Raw genomic sequence first — 16,695 nt, 5'->3', positions numbered from 1 at the left:
CCCATGGATTCTCGCTCATTCCGCGCCAACCGCCGCCAACAGCGCGGCCGCAAGATACAGGCCGAGACCGAACACACTGTGCGCGACCAGGCTGCGCATGCGCGCCTTGCCCGGCGCTGGCGTTTTCGATGCCGCAATGCCCGCGCCCATGCCAGGCTGCAGGATGAAAAAGGGCGCGGCCACACTGAGAATGCCGAAGGCCAGCGCCGGCAGCAGGGTCGGTGCACGCACCCAGTCAACGCCGGCCACCGCCAGCAGCAGCCCGGCGAAGATCACCCCGATCAGGTAATGCGCGGTCCAGCCCAGCGCGCGTTCGCCGCCGACCACCGCCGAGCGGCCGATGCCATCGTGGCGGAAGCGCCCGCGCGGCAGGTGGCCCAGCCAGCGACCCACCATCGCGAAATCCAACGAAGGAATGCCAAGCAAGCGCCGTTGCAGCAGCGCCCACAGATCCATCACCGCGGTCGCGCCCACACCGATCAGCACCGCATCCACTACCCATGTCGCCAGCCCGCTCATATCGCATACCTTCAATTATTTGCTTGAATGATAGAGCGATGCTAGCGTGCGCCGCATGAACGCCGCAACCGAGCCGCCACCCTCGCCACTGGAAGCACTGGCCGAGATCGCCCGCACCCTCGGCCATGCCCACCGCCTGGCCCTGCTGGAGCACATCGCCCAGGGCGAGCGTGCGGTGGAACGGCTGGCCGAACTGACAGGGCTGTCGGTGGCCAATACCTCCCAGCATCTGCAGCAGCTGCGCCGCGCTGGCCTGGTGCAGACCCGTCGCGACGGCAAGCGCATCCTCTACCGCAGTGGTGATGGCCCGCTGGGCAACCTGATGGCCGCGCTGCGCGACTACGCCGACCACCAGCGCAGCGAAATGCACGATGTGATTGCCGACAGCGTGCTGCGCCGCGATGCATTGGATGGGCTGACGGTGGAACAGCTGCTGCAGCAACGAGACAATGTGGTGTTGCTGGATGTGCGGCCGCAGGAAGAGTTCGCGCTCGGACATCTGCCCGGCGCGCTGAACATTCCCGTTACGGAGTTGCGCGCACGGATGGACGAACTGCCGCGTGCCGTCCACATTGTGGCCTATTGCCGCGGGCCCTACTGCGTGCTTTCCAACGATGCGGTGGCGATGCTGCGCGAGGCCGGACTGACCGCGCAGCGGCTCGCCGCCGGCTACCCCGAATGGAAAGCCGCGGGCCTGCAGGTCGATCTGCCCCAGCACTGAGTGAGTTGCGTGTCATGGATGATGTGTTCTCCCCGTTGATCGACAACTGCTGGCGGCGCCTGTTCGCGGGCGAACGCGTCCTGCAGGATGACCCGACGCTGCACATTGCCTGCAGCGACGACCTCGATGAGGGCGAGAACGGCATGCTGCTGCAGCCGGTTTCCGGCCCCGCGCGCGCACTGCTGCGCCCTGTCCTGGCTGAACGCCTGCAACTGCAGGCACGCGCGCACTGGACCCTGGAACATCTGCAACAGCGCCTGATCGACATCGGCCAGCGCACGCATGGCGCAGACCGCATTTTCTATTTCCCTGCCGCATCCCTGGCGGCACTGGCCGAACACCCTGCCCCGCCCCACATCCGCCGTCTCGGCCCAGCCGACGCTGCTGCGTTCGACGTGTTCCAGGCCAGCGCCAGTGAGGAGGATCTCGATGCCGCCTGGGTCGAACTCGAACACTGGCAGGTATTCGGCGCCTTCGACGGCGAGCGGCTGGCCGCTGCCGGCAGCGTGTATCCGTGGAGCCTGGATCCGACGCTTGCCGACATGGGCGTGCTGACCCTGCCGGAGGCCCGTGGCTGCGGTCATGCACGCCATCTGGTGCAGGCCATGGCCCTGTCCGCGCAGGTGTCCGGGCTGCAGCCGCAGTACCGCTGCCAGCTCGACAACATGGCATCGCTCATCACCGCCGAACGCGCCGGCCTGCGCGCGTTCGGTGACTGGGACATCATTCTGGCGGCCGCGTGAGGCCGCCGCAGCACAACAAGGAAGCAACATGAAGTTGATGATCATCGGCGCCAGCCGGGGCCTGGGGCGCGCGTTCGTGGAAGGCCTGTGCGGCCCAGGTGACACCGTCATCGGTGTCTCGCGTACCCGCCCACGCGACATCGCCTGCCCCGAAGGCGTCACCCTGCAATGGATCGAAGCAGACCTGTCCCAGCCGACCGTGGCTGCCGACCACATCGCAGCGCAGGCGCCGGCCGATATCGATGTGCTGATCCACAATCTGGGCATCTGGGAAGACAAGGCCTTCAGCGACGCGTACGACTTCCTCGATGAAAGCGATGCCGCGCTCACGCAGCTGGTCGACGTCAACATCAGTGCGACCCTGGTGCTGCTGCAACGCCTGTTGCCCCGCGTGCTGACCTCGCCGCGCCCGCAGCTGGTGCTGACCGGCTCGACCTCGGCGCTGCCGCGCAGTGGCCGCCCGGAAGTGGCGTTCGGCGCCTCCAAGTTCGCTCTCAACGGTATTGCCGATGCGCTGCGCGAGGGCTTCCGCGACCGTCGGCTGGCGGTGACCAGCTTGCAGCTGGGGTATCTCAATACCGACGATGCGCTTTCGGTGCCGGTATCCGAAGCCGCCGCACGCGGTGAAGGCGAGCTGGTGCCGGTGCATGACGTGGTGACGATGGTGCGGGCGCTGCTGCAGCTGTCACCGTCCGGCTTCGTGCGCGAACTGGTACTGCCGGCCATCGCCGACCCGCGCTACTGACTGCATCGGCCCGGCGTGGGCTCAACCTCGTCGCGCAGCAGGTACCACAGCACGAGGGCGGAAATCACCGTGGCAGCGGCCAGGATCAACAGCTGGCTGTGGACCGCGCCCAGGTACGCCTGGGCCAGAACCGTTCTCGATACGCCGGGCAGCTCCTGCGCAACACCGGCAAGGTCGCCCATGGACAGCTTGTGCGATGTGGCACGGGCCACGTGACCGACCTCCAGCATCATGCTCCGACTGATACCGGCCGAGAGCATGATGCCGACCACGGCGAGCGCGATTGCATCACCGGCCAATCGCATCGCGTTGAAGATGCCAGCCGCCATGCCAGCCTGCTCCTTGCCGACCACGCTGACCGCAAGACCATCCATGATTCCCCACGGAAGTCCGATACCGATACCGATGACCAACATCGGCATCCACCGTTGCGGCGGGGACTCGAACACCTGTGCCAGCCACGCGAGACCAGCCGCAGCGATCAACAGACCGGCACAGCACAACGCCCGCGCGGGAATCCATCGCAGCAGATAACCGGACGCCAGCGGAACGACAAGCAATGGACCCGACAATGCCGCCATCGCCAGCCCGGCTTCGGTTGGCCGCAGGCCTTCCACACCAATGAAGCCCGCCGGCAGCATGACCAGCAGCACCACGTAGCAGAACGCGGGTGCCACGGCCAGAATCTGCACGCCGACAAAGCGCCGGTTGCGGAGCAGCTCGAGGTCCAGCAACGGTGTGCGATGGGAACGCTCCACCGCGATGAATGCTGCAAGCAGAACGACCGAGAGCAGCAGCGGAACCAGCGTCTGCGGATGCAGTCCACCGAACTCTGGAAGCACGATCATCGCGTAGGTGAGTGAACCCAGCGCAAGGGTGAAGGTGGCCGCCCCCAGCCAATCCAACCGGGGCGACCCTGGGCTCTTCGATTCGACGGAAGTAACGGCGATCAACGGTACGGTCAGCGCGGCCAGCAGCGCGGGCAGAAAGAACACCCACTCCCAGCCCAGGCCATCGATCAGTCCGCCGGCCAGCAAGGGTCCGCCTGCAGCCCCTGCTCCGAAGGTGGTCCCGATCAGGCTGAACACCCTGGCCCGCGCCTGGCCGTCGAATACCTGTGCCAACGACGCCATCGCGCCGGCAAACGCTGCCGCTGCGGCCATTCCCTGCAGCAGCCTCATGGTATTCATCCAGGCCACATCGGGCATCAAGGGAATCAGGCCGGTGACGATCGCGAACAACAGGGCACCCAGGATCCAGATCCTGCGCCTGCCGTACAGATCGGCCAATCCACCGGCCACCAGCGTCGTACTGCCGTAGGTCAGCAGATAGGCGTTGATCATCCAGGACAGCTCTGCGGGAGACCCGCCCAATGCAGCACGTATCGCAGGCATGGCCACCGCGGGGCTGGCGATGCTCAGTGGAATGATGAGGGCGGTCAGGCAGCCGGCAAGGACCAGCCCCCGAGCGGACGATTCGGCAGCCCGCGAATAGGGAACAGACATGTGGATGAAGCTTCAGCATGGCCAAGCGCCATGGGATTGATGCTATCGACGACATGATTCTGGAAAAATCCCACATCAGGTCCATACTTTCATGACACCAACGTCATCAATCACCGATCATGGACAGCCTTGCCGGTCTCAGTCTCTTCGTTCTGGTCGCCGAGGCGCGCAGCTTCGCCGCCGCAGCTCGCCAGCGTGGCATCACCCCTTCGGCGGCAAGCAAGACCATTGCCCGCCTGGAGGAGCGCCTGGGAGCCCGCCTGCTGAATCGCAATACCCGCAGTGTCAGCCTGACTGCCGAAGGCGAGCAGTTCCTTGAACGCTGCCGCCGCATCATGGTCGAAGTCGCTGCCGCCGAGCGTGAGCTGACCGATGCCCACGCCGCGCCCAGCGGTCGCCTGAAAGCAAGTCTTCCTCTTGTAAGCGGCCTGATGCTGCCGCTGCTTTCCGCATTCGCGCACCGCTTTCCGGCCATAGAACTGGACCTGCACTTCAGTGATCGTCTTGTCGATGTCATCGAGGAAGGCTTCGACGTCGTCGTTCGGACAGGCAGTCCCGCCGACTCCCGGCTGCACGGCCGCAACCTGGGCAGCACCCGGCTGCTCTGCGTGGGTGCCCCTGCGTACTTCGCGGACCGAGGCACGCCACGGCACCCGGACGAGCTGGGCGGCCACGCATGCCTTCTCCATCGTTTTCCCGGCACCGGCCTGATCGAGCGATGGCCGCTTCAGGCAAACGCTGCAGGCCAGGACGTGCGGCTGATGCCTGCAATGACCGCCAATCATCTTGAGACAATCCTGCACATGGCCATTGATGGCCATGGCATCGCGTGCCTGCCCGACTTCGCCACACGGGACGCGCTTGGCAACGGCACGCTGGTCAGCATCCTGGACGAATGGACCACCGAACAAAGCACCTTCTGGGCACTCTGGCCAAGCCATCGTCATCTGCAACCGCGCGTGCGTGTGTTCGTCGATTTCATGGCCGGCCACCTTCTCCCTGAGGGCAGCGGTCACAATTGAACCTGCGCGCTGCTGCGACTACCCTGCTCGTCATTGGCCGTCGGTCACAGGCGGGAACCTGCTATGGATGCGCTTTCACGGGTTTCGGCCCAGGTCCTGGACAGCGCCCTGCCCAGCCTGCCGTTGTACCTGCTGCAGGCCACGGCGGTGATCGGCATGATCGGCGTACTGCTGATCGCCACCCGCCGCTCCGGCCACGCCATTGAAGGCCGCCGCCTGTATGTAGGCGTGGCACTCGGCCTGATCTACCTGTTCAACGCCTGGTTCGTCGCCGGCTACACCCAGGGCGTGGTCAAGCTCAATCTCGGCTTCGACGTCCTGCTGATCAGTGGCCTGCTCGGTGGCTGGCGCGGCGGTCTGGCCTGCCTGGCCGCCAGCCTGCTGGCCCGTTACCAGTTCTCAGGCACCCAGTACTTCCTTCCCGCCAGCATCGAAGCCACGTTGCAGGTGATGGCCGGCATCTGGCTGCGCACGCGCCTGCACCCCCGCATGCTCAGCGAGCTGTCAGCGCGCATGATCCTGCAGGCATGGGGCGTGCGCATCGCAGTGACAGCGCTGGGGCTGGCGCTGGGCGTGGCGATCATCGGTGCCGAGCAGCTGCCGGTTGCCGAGCTGGCGATCCAGCGCGTACTGGCGCTGCCGGTGTCGCTGCTGGTGCTCGGCGCAGTGTTCGCGCTGGTCTACAACGATGCACAGATCGATACGCAGCGACAGCGTGAGCAGGCCTGGCTGCGAATCGACCCGATCAGTGGCCTGCCCAACATGCGCGCGCTCGGCGAGCGGCTGAAGCACTACTGGCGTGACAATGATGGCGTCGGCAAGGCCTGCCTGGTGGTGGCCGAGATGGGCAACCTGCGCGACCTCCGCCTGCGCTATGGGCCGCTGCAGGACAACGGCCTGTGGCGGCACGACAGCACCGACGAAGTGCATCAGCTGCTGCCCTCGCTACCGGCGCACCAACTGGAGATCTACCAGTTCGGCGACGCTGCGCTGGCGATCCTGGTACGTGACACCTCGCTGCCCGAGCTGCGCACGCAGTCGCAGATCACCGATCTGGCCCGCAACCTGGCTGATCTGGTCGGCCGCGACTGGCCGGGTTTCCGGCCACTGTTCCGCTGTGCGGTAGTCGAGCTGAAGCCACCGGCCACGGCCGACGATGGCCATCTCCCGTTCCGCGCGATCACCCTGGCGCTGAGCGCGATCGAGTCGGGCGTGGTGTTTTTCGATGATCCGGTCCAGCGCGACAGCGAGATCGACGCATTGATCGAGCGCGCACTCGAGCACTGGCTGCAGCATGGCGACGCGCCGCTGTGCTACCAGCCCAAGCATCGCCTGCAGGACCGCCAGCTGGTCGGCGCCGAAGCATTGCTGCGCATGCGTGACGGCGAGAACCGCTTGATCGCGCCGATGCGGGTGATCTCGTTGCTGCGCCGGCACGGCCGGCTGGCCGATCTGGAATGGGCCACGCTGCAGTCAGCCATCCAGTTCCTGCAGCGCTGCCATCAGGAAGGCAGCAAGCTGACGATCGCGGTCAATGTTTCCGCCGAGTCCCTGCGCCTGCCCGACTTCGGCCTGCGCCTGCAGGAGCTGCTGCAGCTGCACGACGTGCCGGGGTTGATGCTGCGCCTGGAAATCGTCGAGTGGACCGAGATCGTCGAGCGCGACGTGGTCGATGCCAACATCGCACAGCTGCTGGCGGCCGAAGTAACACTGTCACTGGACGATTTCGGCGCGGGCTACTCAACCCTGATCCTGCTCTCGCAGCTGGCCATTGCCGAGGTCAAGATCGAGCAGGCGCTGATCGCCACGCTGTCCGATGCGAAGTCACAGTCGATCGTTCGCTTCATCGTCGAAGTCGCGCACCGCTGCGGTGCGATCGTGGTCGCCGAAGGCACTGAAACCCTGGCCCAGGAGCAGCAGCTGCGCGCCCTGGGCGTGGATGTCGGCCAGGGTTATCTGTACTCGGCAGCGCTACCGGCGGATGAGTTCCGCCGCTTCGCTACCAGCTAGATCGCGTAGAAACCCAGGAACATCGCCACCGCCGATTCGGCCACGCGTGTACGCTCCTGTTCGTTCAACGGGGCCTGACCCATCGTCACCTGCGGCCAGAACGCAAAGCTCTTCACCAGGCCGTGCAGCTGGTGACCGGCGAACTCCGGATCAACCTTGCGCAGCCGCCCGTCGGCGATCGCCGCGCGGATCCAGGCACTCTCGCCACTTTCCTTCTCGCCCATGCGGCAGACGATGGCCTGCGCACGTTCCGGCGAATGGATGATCTCGGCCATCGCCACCCGTGCCAGGTCGATGAAATTGGCATCGCTGAGCAGTTCCAGCTTCTGCCCCAGCAACTGCAGCAGCTGCACCTGCAGCGGCTGATCGGCGCGATACGGCAGCGCATCACTGGCGACGCTGCGCTCCCACAGCTCCTCCAGGATCATCGAGAACAACGCTTCCTTGCTCGGGAAGTGGTTGTAGACGGTGCGCTTGGAGACCCCGGCCACTTCGGCGATGCGGTCCATGCTGGTCGCCTCGTACCCCGCCGCACGGAACTCCTCCACCGCTGCGCGCACGATGGCGTCGCGTTTGCGGTCGGTCAGGCGTTGTGGGGCACGGGGCATGGCGGAAACCAGATAACTGAACGGATGCGCACATTTTACACCGCTCAGTGTACTTTTGAAAAACACGAAACTACACTGTGCAGTGTACCCAGCGGACGTCGCCCATGAAGCGCCTGCTCCTTGTCCTTTTGCTTGGAATCCTCGCCGTGACCGCCTACACCTTCTGCAAGTCCTGGTCCCTCCCCGACTTCCCCGAATCGCCGCAGTACCGCGACGGCAAGTTCCGTAATGCCCTGCCGCGTCCGGCGATGGGCCTGCGCGATGGCGCGGAGATCTGGTGGACGTTCCTGTTCAACAAGCCCAAGGGCACCGTGCCCGCCCACCCCATTCCGGTGCTGCCGCTGGACCGCGCCACCCTGGACGCCGCGCCTGATCGCAGCCTGTTCCGGCTTGGGCATTCCACGATCCTGCTGAAGCTGCGCGGCCAGTACTGGCTGACCGATCCGGTGTTCTCCGAGCGCGCTTCGCCGGTGCAATGGATGGGCCCGGCCCGCTTCCACGCGCCGCCGATCAGCATCGACCAACTGCCGCCGATCGCCGGCGTGATCCTCTCGCACAACCACTACGACCACCTCGACCATGCCGCGGTGATGCAGCTGGCCGGCAAGACCGCGCGCTTCATCGCCCCGCTTGGCGTGGGCGACCAGTTGATTGCGTGGGGCGTGGACGCCAGCAAGGTGGAACAGCTGGACTGGTGGCAGTCGACCGAAGCCAGCGGCCTGCGCCTGACCGCCACCCCGGGCCAGCATTTCTCCGGCCGCGGTCTGGGCGACAGCGATCGCAGCCTGTGGGCGTCATGGGTAATCCAGGACGGCGACTTCCGCATCTTCTTCAGCGGCGACACCGGCTACTTCGACGGCTTCAAGGCCATCGGTGAGAAGTACGGCCCGTTCGACCTGACCATGATCGAAACCGGCGCCTACGACCCGCGCTGGGCGTTCGTGCACATGCAGCCCGAACAGACCCAGCAGGCGCACCTGGACCTGCGCGGCAAGTGGCTGCTGCCGATCCACAACGGCACCTTCGACCTGGCCCTGCACGCATGGCAGCAGCCCTTCGAACGCATCACCGCCTTGGCCGCCGCAAAGAGTGTTCCGGTGGCCACGCCGATGATGGGCGAAGCGCTGGACATGCAGGCGCCTAGCGCCGGCACGCGCTGGTGGGAGCAGGTGCAGCTGTAACCAGCAACCGCCCTTGCCTGGAACCCTCTGCCGCACCCGCCTCGCGCGGGTGTTGCAGCAGGCGCAGCCGCCTCTGGGGGCCCGGACGGGGACCTGCAGCGGGTCGGCCGCCTGATTGTTCGACCATCCGGATAATATTGGCGGATCAAGGGGGATTATCCGTCAGGAAATTACGCTCAGGATGATCGTGCGCCATGTGGGTGCACCTTCCTGGATCTGAACATGAACATCGCTTCCTCAGCCCCCGTTGCCCTTGTCACCGGCGGCTCGCGCGGTATCGGTGCCGCCATCTCCCGCCGCCTCGCCGCCGATGGCTTCTCGGTTGCCATCAACTATGCCGGCCGTCACGAAGAAGCAGAAGCACTGACCGCCGAACTGATGGCCAAGGGCGGCCAGGCCATCGCACTTCAAGCCGATGTTGCCAATCCTCAGGCGGTGCAATCCCTGTTCAATGCCATTGAGGCCCACTTCGGCGGTATCGATGTGGTCGTGAACAGTGCCGGGGTACTGGAACTCGCTGCACTGGCCGAAAGCGAAGACGCGCTGTTCGACCGCCTCATCGCCATCAACCTGAAGGGTGCGTTCAATGTGCTGCGCGAGAGCGCACGACGGGTTCGTGATGGCGGCCGCATCGTCACCCTGTCCACCAGCGTGGTCGGATTCAAGCTCGAGCGTTATGGCGTCTATGCGGCAAGCAAGGCGGCGGTGGAAACCATGAGCGCCATCCTCAGCAAGGAACTGCGCGGGCGCGGCATCACCGTCAATGCCGTGGCACCGGGCCCGACCGCCACGAGTCTGTTCCTGGAGGGCAAATCAACCGAACTGATCGACCGGTTGGCAAAGATGAGCCCGCTTGAACGCCTGGGTACGCCGGATGACATCGCCGCTGCTGTGGCCTTCCTGGCCGGTACCGACGGCGGGTGGATCAACGGTCAGGTTCTGCGTGCCAACGGCGGCGCGGTCTGAACCACGGAGAGACGCCATGAATCCGATCCCCGTTTCCCGCAGCGCTTACGCCCTCGTCACCGTGACCGCAGCGGTCACCGCTGCCTTCGCCGCAGCCGGAGCGCTGCATGCCGGCTGGCCAGTGTGGACGATGTTCATCGGTTGGATTGCCTTTTTCACCCGGCTGCAGGGCACGCGCTCCACGATCGAAAACCTGGCCTGCGTCTGGTTCGGGCTGGGCATCGGCGCATTGGCAACACTCTCAGTGGGCCTGCTCTCTCCCTCATTGGGTCCCTCGTTGGCCGTGCCCGTCGTTGTACTGGTCGTAGCGCTGTGTGTGGTTGCCCTGCGTGGCCTGCCGGTGTTGAACAACCTGCTGGGGTACTTCCTCGGACTGGTCAGCTGGTTCGCGGCCCATCTTGAGCCCTCGCTGGCCCATCTCTCCGAGCTGGCCGCGGCCAGCGCCCTCGGTTCACTGGCCGCCTGGACCGCACACACCGTGCCGCAGCGCCTATTGGCCCGCGCCCGGCCATGACCCGCTCTTCTTCTGGAGTTCCCATGTCACACACCGTCCTGATCACCGGCGCATCCTCCGGCTTCGGCCTGATGACCGCAAAAGCACTGGCTCTCGCCGGCCATGTCGTCTACGCCTCCATGCGCGAAACACGCGGGCGCAATGCAACGCGCGTGGCCGACATCGCGCAGTGGGCAGACGCACATCGCGCCGACCTTCGTACCGTCGAACTCGACGTACAGTCGGATGCTTCCAGCCAGGCCGCGGTCGAACACGTGCTGGCCGAAGCAGGCGCGCTCGACGTCATCGTGCACAACGCGGGGCACATGGTGTTCGGCCCGGCCGAAGCGTTCACCCCGGAACAGCTGATGCAGCAGTACGACGTCAACGTACTGGGCACACAGCGCGTGAACCGCGCCGCGCTTCCGCACATGCGCCACCGCGGCAGCGGCCTGCTCGTCTGGATCGGCTCATCCTCCACACGCGGTGGCACTCCACCGTTCCTTGCGCCCTACTTCGCCGCCAAGGCGGCCATGGATGCAGTGGCCGTGTCCTATTCAACCGAGCTGTCGCGGTGGGGCATCGAGACCACGATCATGGTGCCGGGTGCATTCACCAAAGGCACCAACCACTTCCTCCATTCGGGTACGCCGGTCGATACCGCCATCACGGCCGACTATGAGAACGGCCCCTACGCCGGTGTCGCCGACCAGGTGATGAAGGGCCTGGCTGGGCTGGAGCCTGCGGATGCCGATCCGGAGGAGGTCGCGCGGCAGATCGTGCGGGTCGTGGGCCTGCCACACGGACATCGGCCGTTCCGGGTACATGTAGACCCCTCACAGGACGGCGCCGAAGTGGTCAATGCCGTTGCCGATCGCATGCGACGCGAGATGTACACCGCCATCGGTCTCGCAGACCTGCTCTCGCCACGAGGCTGAAGCGGGAGTGGCAGCGCACCTGCAAGGCGCCTTCGAGCGCCCTGCAGGACGCCAGCGGTGATGACGGCGCTGATGCGGTCGCCCTGCACTACACCTTAGGCTGCAGCCTGCGCCCTTCGCGTGCCAGATTCAGCTGCAGTGCGGCGGCGGCGAGATCGGACATTTCCGTGGTGACTTTCTCGCTGCCGCGCGCGCGCATCCACCCCAGAATGTCGGCGAGATGCCAGATGGAGGTTGAGCCGTCGTGCACCGGGGATGGAAACGACTGCGGGTTGGCCAGCATGAGCTTGCGCATGTTCTGGCGTGACACCCCGAGCAGATCGGCCACGTCCGTGAGCCCCACCAGATCGGGGCTCACTTCCACCAGTTCGGCACTCGGCACGGCCCGTTGCACGTCATCGACGGCCGAGCACAACGCAGCCACCGCGCTGTCGGCGTCACGGCAGAAGGCCAGCGCCATCCTTCCGGGCAGGCCGCTGCCCAGAAGGGCATCGTCACACCCCGCCTCTACCAGCCGCCGCTCGAGCACACCCACGTCATCGCAGATGTCCGGCAAGCGGTACTTCAGGGTGAAATTGAATTCCATCATCTGCCACCTCACTTCCATCAACGCCTGATTTCATTGCTCACGACTGCAGTTCTCGACCACACGGCGCAAGGCGCGCGCGTGATTGCCAGGACTGCGCGGCGTGCTCCAGATGCTCACGACGCAGAACTCTCCACATCGGCAGTAGGTGTCGTTGTAAGGGCAATACATGCGGCCCCACGCATGGCTCCCACCTACACGGAGGGTCCAACCTCGAGCTTCCGCGAACCGCAGTACCCATTCGATGTCCTTGTCGGGATGACGAGCACGAGACATTCCTTGTTCTCCCTAGTCTGCACATGACATACCCGGGTTGTCAAATGACAACCCTGGCAATTCGACCTTGGGCAATGACCCTAGGCGATCCTGGCCATGCGTCCAGAGCCACATCCGTCAACGCCCGCTGCATCCCTTACCGCAGCGCGTCATGTAAACGGTTACATCTCTTGCTAGCGTGGCGCTCGCCCGATCCCGGCCGAACCTGCGAGGCTGTCTGTAATGGCATTTCGCGTTGAACGCTCCACGGTCCTCAAGCTGCCCTCCTCTTTCCGCCCCCCCGCGGTCCTGCTGTTTGTCGCGCTGGCCATGTCCTCGCATGCCCAGAACCTGCCAGCCCGCGGCCAGTGGCAGGCCAGTGCGTCGTCGCAACAGGTTCCGGCGATGGCCATCAGCCACCTGATCGACAACGATCCGAAAACGGTGACCGGCGGTGCCTTCAGTCCGGGCCACTGGTTCCAGATCGACCTCGGCGCGCCAGCAATGCTGGCCGGCGCACGCCTCACCTGGGACGTCTCCAACCCGGAAGGCTATTCGCTGCAGACCTCGCTGAACGGCACGCAGTGGCAGACCGCCTACACCATGGCTGATTCGCTCGGCGGCATCGAAACGCTGTACTTCGCACCGCGCCAGGCCCGCTACCTGCGCCTGGCCAGCCCACAGCGCACCTCCGACTGGGGCGTATCAATCTTCGAAATGGAACCGCTCGATACGTCGCTCGGTGCGCGCGTGCTGGGACTTGATGCCACGCAGTCCGCGGCGCTGTGGCAAGGCGGCAGTGCAGTGTCGATTCCTGCGGGCAAGGGCGGCGTCCAGACGCTGCAGATCACGCTGCCACGCTCGCAACCGAGCACAGGGCTGGCGGTGGACTGGGCCAACGTGCATGGTGCCGCAGACCTGCAGGCCCAGGATGCAAAAGGCCGCTGGCATCCGCTGGCGATGGATGCGCAGGCCGCGACCCGGCAGCAGAGCTGGCTCGCCGCCAGCGCGCCGCTCGACATCCAGGCGCTGCAGCTGACGGTACACGGCGGCGCTGCGCAGATCGCCCGCATCCGCCTGCTGGGCCCGAAGGCGGTGATGACGCCGATGAAGCGTTACCAGATCGCCGCCAGCGGTGCACAGCGCGCGTTGTTCCCCGCCTCGCTGCAGATGCAGCAGACCTACTGGACCGCGGTCGGCGTGCACGCGGGCCGGCAGAAGTCGATATTCGACGAGTACGGCAACATCGAGGCCTTCAAGGGCGCACCGCTGGTGCAGCCGATCTGGCGCAATGCCGATGGCAGCACAGCCGGGGCCGCCGGGCAGAAGGTGCAGCACGCGCTGCGCGACGGCTGGAAGCCGATGCCGTCTGCGACGTGGGCACCGCAGCCGGGACTGGAACTACGCAGCGAGGCCTTCGCCATCGAACGCGACGGGCAGCCGGTCACCCTGGTCCGCCACCGCCTGCACAACACCGGCACCACCGCGATCGACGGCACGCTGACCCTGGCGGTACGACCGATGCAGATGAACCCGCCGTGGCAGAACGGCGGGCTGTCTCCGATCCGCGAGGTCGCCGTCGAAGCCAACACGGTGCGCGTCAACGGCCGCACGCTGCTGCGCTCGCTCACGCCGGTGGATGCTGCCGGCGCCGCGCCGTTCGGCAACGAAGGTGCAACGGAAATCACCGCCGGCATCGCAGCCGGGCGTCTGCCTGCCACCCAGCAGGCACGCGATGAGCAAGGACTGGCCGCGGCCGCATTGAGCTACCGGATCCGCCTCGCCCCCGGTGCCAGCGATGCGGTGGTGGTGGCGTTCCCACTCGGTACCGCCGCTGCCGATGCCAACGGCGGGCTGCCGGAGGCCCCCGCGCTCGACCTTTCCTCGCTGCCTCGCGACGGCAACGATGCCTTCGACACCCTGGCCAACCAGGCCTCGGCCGATTGGCAGGCACGCCTGGGCCAGGTCGGGCTGCGCCTGCCGGATCCATCGCTGGTGGACATGCTGCGCGCGCAGGCCGCCTACATGCTGATCAACCAGACCGGCCCGGCCATGCAGCCCGGCCCGCGCAACTACAACCGCTCCTTCATCCGCGATGGCATGGCCACCTCGGCCGTGCTGCTGCGCATGGGCGAGGCCAAGGTCGCACGCGACTACCTTGCCTGGTACAGCGAACATGGCGTGCACGGCAACGGCCTGGTCTCGCCCATCCTCAACAACGATGGCAGCGTCAACACCGGCTTCGGTTCGGATATCGAGTACGACAGCCAGGGCCAGTATGTGGCGCTGGTCGCTGACGTCGCCCGCCTCGATGGTGGTCCGGAGTCGGTGCGCGCGTACCTGCCGAAAGTGAAGGCCGCACTGCGCTTCCTGCAGGAACTGCGCGAGCGCACACTGGTGCCCGGTTACAAGGCCGATCAGCCGTCACCGCAGCGCTTCGCCGGCATCCTCGCGCCGTCGATCAGCCATGAAGGCTATCCGTCGCCTACCCACAGCTACTGGGATGACTACTGGGGCCTGAAGGGCTGGCACGACGGTGCATGGCTGGCCGAATCACTGGGCGACCACGAGACCGCACGCTGGGCGCGTGAGCAGTACAAGGCGCTGTACGACGCCCTGCATGCGTCGATCCGCGCAACGATGGCGTGGAAAGGCATCGACTTCATTCCTTCCTCCGCGGATCTTGGGGATGGTGATCCCACCGGCGTATCGATCGCGCTGGATCCCACCGGCGCGCAGAGCGTGCTGCCGGCCGAGGCGCTGCGAACCACCTTCGCCCGCTATCTGGACGATGTGCGGAAGCGCAACCAGCCAGGCGCGCTGTACGCCTATACGCCCTACGAAATCCGCAACGTGCTGAGCTATGTGCACCTGGGTCAGCCCGAAGCCGCCGATGAACTGCTGCAGGGCCTGCTGCATGATCGACGCCCGCTTGAATGGCAGGTGCTGGCCGAAGTAGTGCATTCACGGCTGCGCTTCCCGCGCTACCTGGGCGACATGCCGCACACCTGGATCGGTGCCGAGTACGGCCGCACGCTGTTCGGCATGCTGATGCGCGAGGACGATGACGCGCTGTCGCTGCTGCCGGGCACACCGCCCTCGTGGGTGGCGGGGGATGGCTTGGCGGTGGAGCGCCTGCCGACCGCGTATGGCACGTTGCAGATGCAGGCGCGGCAGCGCGACGGGGTACTGACGGTGGCGCTTGGCGAAGGGCTGCGCAAGGACACCGCCGTGCGCATGTGGTGGCCGAGCCGGACCGCGCCGAAGTCTGTGCGCGTGGATGGACGTAGCGTTTCCGACTTCGATGCTGAAGGTATGCGGCTGGCAAAGCCGTTCAAAACGCTGGAGGCGCGTTGGTAGAGCAGCCGAGCATGGCTCGGCTCTACAAAAGCAGCGGTAGCGCCGGGCCATGCCCGGCGTCATCTACAACGCCGGCAACCCCGGCGGATTGGTCTGCGACTGCGGCACGGCCTCCTCGGCTACGTTCCAGCGCGCCAGCGCCTTGGCATAGGTGCCGCTGCTGATCTGGGTGTTCAACGCCTGGGTCACCGCATCGGCCAGGCCGCTGCCCTTGCGCGTGGTCACCGAGATCGCCGCGGCGTTCGGCCAGCCACCGGGGAACAGGCCCACACGCCGCACCTTGCCATCGCGTGCGGAATAGGCGCCAGTGGCATTGGGCTCGAACGAGACATCGGCACGGCCGGTGATCACCGCCAACCGGCCGACCACCGCGTCATCGAAATACTGGTATTCCACCGGCTTCAATCCAGCGGCGATGTTCTGCTGGTCCCATTGCCGCAGAATCTGGTCCTGGTTGGTACTAGCACCGACCACCACCTTCAGCCCGGCCACGTCGGCCGGCTTTTCGATCTTCTGGATCGGGCCATCAGTGCGCGTATAGATGCCGAGCAGGTCGTAGCGATAGCTGGAGAAGTCGAACTTCTTCTTTCGCTCTTCAGTGACGGTCACATTGGACAGCACCGCATCGTACTTGCCCGACTCCAGCCCCAGCGGCCAGTCGGCCCAGGCCACCGGCACCACCACCAGTTTCAACCCCAGCCCATCGGCGATCAGACGAGCGATATCCGGCTCGACGCCCACCACGTCCTTGCTGTCGGCGCCATAGTCGGCCAAGGGCAGCTGACCAGGATGGGTGGCGATGGTGAACGCACCGGGCGTGACGAAGCGGTAGCCGGCCGGGATCAATGCCTGCGCCTTGGGATCGAGCGTTCCTTTCAGCAGCGCCGTATTCGCACCGGCAAGGCTGGTCGCGGCCACGACGCTCGCGTCCGGTGCCTGGCGCACGCGCGAGTAGACGATGCCGGCAATGCCAATGACCAGCACGCCCACGATCAACAGGGTGCTGCGCGAGGGGCGACGCGGTGCGGCAGGGCTCATGGCGT

15 protein-coding genes are annotated in these 16,695 nt (G+C 65.9%); 10 read left to right on the top strand and 5 right to left on the bottom strand.

The window, feature by feature from the left end:
- Nucleotides 1-15: 15 nt before the first annotated feature.
- Entirely contained in the window at nt 16-519 is a 504-nt protein-coding gene (locus tag AC0Z6F_RS04055; protein ID WP_485616651.1) for a DUF2938 domain-containing protein, read from the bottom strand.
- Between the two features lie 55 nt (nt 520-574).
- Here AC0Z6F_RS04055 and AC0Z6F_RS04050 point away from each other — a divergent pair, with 55 nt between their 5' ends.
- From AC0Z6F_RS04050 to AC0Z6F_RS04040, 3 genes are read left to right on the top strand one after another with little or no spacing between them, the layout of a single operon-like run.
- Nucleotides 575-1,240 carry an ArsR/SmtB family transcription factor gene (locus tag AC0Z6F_RS04050; protein WP_012510847.1) on the top strand — a complete coding sequence of 222 codons (666 nt, stop codon included), beginning with the start codon at nt 575-577 and terminating at the stop codon, nt 1,238-1,240.
- Between the two features lie 14 nt (nt 1,241-1,254).
- Nucleotides 1,255-1,983: a GNAT family N-acetyltransferase gene (locus AC0Z6F_RS04045; protein ID WP_485616652.1), complete on the top strand. Its 729-nt coding sequence runs from the start codon at nt 1,255-1,257 to the stop codon at nt 1,981-1,983.
- Nucleotides 1,984-2,011: 28 nt separating this feature from the next.
- Nucleotides 2,012-2,728, top strand: coding sequence for an SDR family NAD(P)-dependent oxidoreductase (locus tag AC0Z6F_RS04040; RefSeq protein WP_485616653.1), 717 nt, complete (start codon nt 2,012-2,014; stop codon nt 2,726-2,728).
- Here AC0Z6F_RS04040 and AC0Z6F_RS04035 read toward each other — a convergent pair.
- Nucleotides 2,722-4,233, bottom strand: a complete 1,512-nt coding sequence (locus AC0Z6F_RS04035) for an MFS transporter (protein WP_485616654.1) — start codon at nt 4,231-4,233, stop codon at nt 2,722-2,724. The genes AC0Z6F_RS04040 and AC0Z6F_RS04035 overlap by 7 nt on opposite strands.
- A gap of 119 nt (nt 4,234-4,352) precedes the next feature.
- On the opposite strand from AC0Z6F_RS04035, the gene AC0Z6F_RS04030 reads away from it, so the two are divergent.
- Complete coding sequence (locus AC0Z6F_RS04030; protein WP_485616655.1) at nt 4,353-5,255, top strand: LysR substrate-binding domain-containing protein; 903 nt, start codon at nt 4,353-4,355, stop codon at nt 5,253-5,255.
- A 63-nt stretch (nt 5,256-5,318) separates the two neighbouring features.
- Entirely contained in the window at nt 5,319-7,265 is a 1,947-nt protein-coding gene (locus tag AC0Z6F_RS04025; RefSeq protein ID WP_485616656.1) for an EAL domain-containing protein, read from the top strand.
- Here the strand turns inward: AC0Z6F_RS04025 and AC0Z6F_RS04020 are convergent.
- A complete protein-coding gene (locus tag AC0Z6F_RS04020) occupies nt 7,262-7,873 on the bottom strand; it encodes a TetR/AcrR family transcriptional regulator (protein WP_448122861.1) in 612 nt (203 codons plus the stop codon). The genes AC0Z6F_RS04025 and AC0Z6F_RS04020 overlap by 4 nt on opposite strands.
- A gap of 104 nt (nt 7,874-7,977) precedes the next feature.
- Here AC0Z6F_RS04020 and AC0Z6F_RS04015 point away from each other — a divergent pair, with 104 nt between their 5' ends.
- From AC0Z6F_RS04015 to AC0Z6F_RS04000, 4 genes are all read left to right on the top strand, one after another.
- A complete protein-coding gene (locus AC0Z6F_RS04015; RefSeq protein WP_485616657.1) occupies nt 7,978-9,054 on the top strand; it encodes an MBL fold metallo-hydrolase in 1,077 nt (358 codons plus the stop codon).
- A 222-nt stretch (nt 9,055-9,276) separates the two neighbouring features.
- On the top strand, nt 9,277-10,020 hold the full coding sequence (locus AC0Z6F_RS04010) for an SDR family oxidoreductase (RefSeq protein ID WP_153675427.1): 744 nt from the start codon (nt 9,277-9,279) through the stop codon (nt 10,018-10,020).
- A 16-nt stretch (nt 10,021-10,036) separates the two neighbouring features.
- Nucleotides 10,037-10,534 (top strand): DUF1097 domain-containing protein, encoded by a 498-nt coding sequence (locus AC0Z6F_RS04005; protein ID WP_065723047.1) that lies wholly within the window; start codon nt 10,037-10,039, stop codon nt 10,532-10,534.
- A gap of 23 nt (nt 10,535-10,557) precedes the next feature.
- Nucleotides 10,558-11,451: an SDR family oxidoreductase gene (locus AC0Z6F_RS04000; protein WP_065723046.1), complete on the top strand. Its 894-nt coding sequence runs from the start codon at nt 10,558-10,560 to the stop codon at nt 11,449-11,451.
- A gap of 88 nt (nt 11,452-11,539) precedes the next feature.
- Here AC0Z6F_RS04000 and AC0Z6F_RS03995 read toward each other — a convergent pair whose 3' ends face one another.
- Nucleotides 11,540-12,037 carry a helix-turn-helix transcriptional regulator gene (locus tag AC0Z6F_RS03995; RefSeq protein WP_065723103.1) on the bottom strand — a complete coding sequence of 166 codons (498 nt, stop codon included), beginning with the start codon at nt 12,035-12,037 and terminating at the stop codon, nt 11,540-11,542.
- A gap of 498 nt (nt 12,038-12,535) precedes the next feature.
- On the opposite strand from AC0Z6F_RS03995, the gene AC0Z6F_RS03990 reads away from it, so the two are divergent.
- Nucleotides 12,536-15,652, top strand: a complete 3,117-nt coding sequence (locus tag AC0Z6F_RS03990) for a discoidin domain-containing protein (RefSeq protein ID WP_485616659.1) — start codon at nt 12,536-12,538, stop codon at nt 15,650-15,652.
- A 63-nt stretch (nt 15,653-15,715) separates the two neighbouring features.
- Here the strand turns inward: AC0Z6F_RS03990 and AC0Z6F_RS03985 are convergent, their stop codons facing one another.
- Nucleotides 15,716-16,690: an ABC transporter substrate-binding protein gene (locus tag AC0Z6F_RS03985; RefSeq protein WP_485616660.1), complete on the bottom strand. Its 975-nt coding sequence runs from the start codon at nt 16,688-16,690 to the stop codon at nt 15,716-15,718.
- Between the last annotated feature and the right edge of the window lie 5 nt (nt 16,691-16,695).

The organism is Stenotrophomonas sp. 1L-E-5-B-C3, from assembly GCF_057292075.1.
The sequence above is the reverse complement of the archived record's forward strand: the minus strand, read 5'-3'. Positions and strand labels throughout refer to the sequence as shown.

Excerpts from the sequence above, each read along its gene's own strand:
- AC0Z6F_RS04055 (WP_485616651.1), bottom strand. The coding sequence starts at position 519 with ATGAGCGGGCTGGCGACATGGGTAGTGGATGCGGTGCTGATCGGTGTG.
- AC0Z6F_RS04050 (WP_012510847.1), top strand. The coding sequence starts at position 575 with ATGAACGCCGCAACCGAGCCGCCACCCTCGCCACTGGAAGCACTGGCC.
- AC0Z6F_RS04045 (WP_485616652.1), top strand. The coding sequence starts at position 1,255 with ATGGATGATGTGTTCTCCCCGTTGATCGACAACTGCTGGCGGCGCCTG.
- AC0Z6F_RS04040 (WP_485616653.1), top strand. The coding sequence starts at position 2,012 with ATGAAGTTGATGATCATCGGCGCCAGCCGGGGCCTGGGGCGCGCGTTC.
- AC0Z6F_RS04035 (WP_485616654.1), bottom strand. The coding sequence starts at position 4,233 with ATGTCTGTTCCCTATTCGCGGGCTGCCGAATCGTCCGCTCGGGGGCTG.
- AC0Z6F_RS04030 (WP_485616655.1), top strand. The coding sequence starts at position 4,353 with ATGGACAGCCTTGCCGGTCTCAGTCTCTTCGTTCTGGTCGCCGAGGCG.
- AC0Z6F_RS04025 (WP_485616656.1), top strand. The coding sequence starts at position 5,319 with ATGGATGCGCTTTCACGGGTTTCGGCCCAGGTCCTGGACAGCGCCCTG.
- AC0Z6F_RS04020 (WP_448122861.1), bottom strand. The coding sequence starts at position 7,873 with ATGCCCCGTGCCCCACAACGCCTGACCGACCGCAAACGCGACGCCATC.
- AC0Z6F_RS04015 (WP_485616657.1), top strand. The coding sequence starts at position 7,978 with ATGAAGCGCCTGCTCCTTGTCCTTTTGCTTGGAATCCTCGCCGTGACC.
- AC0Z6F_RS04010 (WP_153675427.1), top strand. The coding sequence starts at position 9,277 with ATGAACATCGCTTCCTCAGCCCCCGTTGCCCTTGTCACCGGCGGCTCG.
- AC0Z6F_RS04005 (WP_065723047.1), top strand. The coding sequence starts at position 10,037 with ATGAATCCGATCCCCGTTTCCCGCAGCGCTTACGCCCTCGTCACCGTG.
- AC0Z6F_RS04000 (WP_065723046.1), top strand. The coding sequence starts at position 10,558 with ATGTCACACACCGTCCTGATCACCGGCGCATCCTCCGGCTTCGGCCTG.
- AC0Z6F_RS03995 (WP_065723103.1), bottom strand. The coding sequence starts at position 12,037 with ATGGAATTCAATTTCACCCTGAAGTACCGCTTGCCGGACATCTGCGAT.
- AC0Z6F_RS03990 (WP_485616659.1), top strand. The coding sequence starts at position 12,536 with ATGGCATTTCGCGTTGAACGCTCCACGGTCCTCAAGCTGCCCTCCTCT.
- AC0Z6F_RS03985 (WP_485616660.1), bottom strand. The coding sequence starts at position 16,690 with ATGAGCCCTGCCGCACCGCGTCGCCCCTCGCGCAGCACCCTGTTGATC.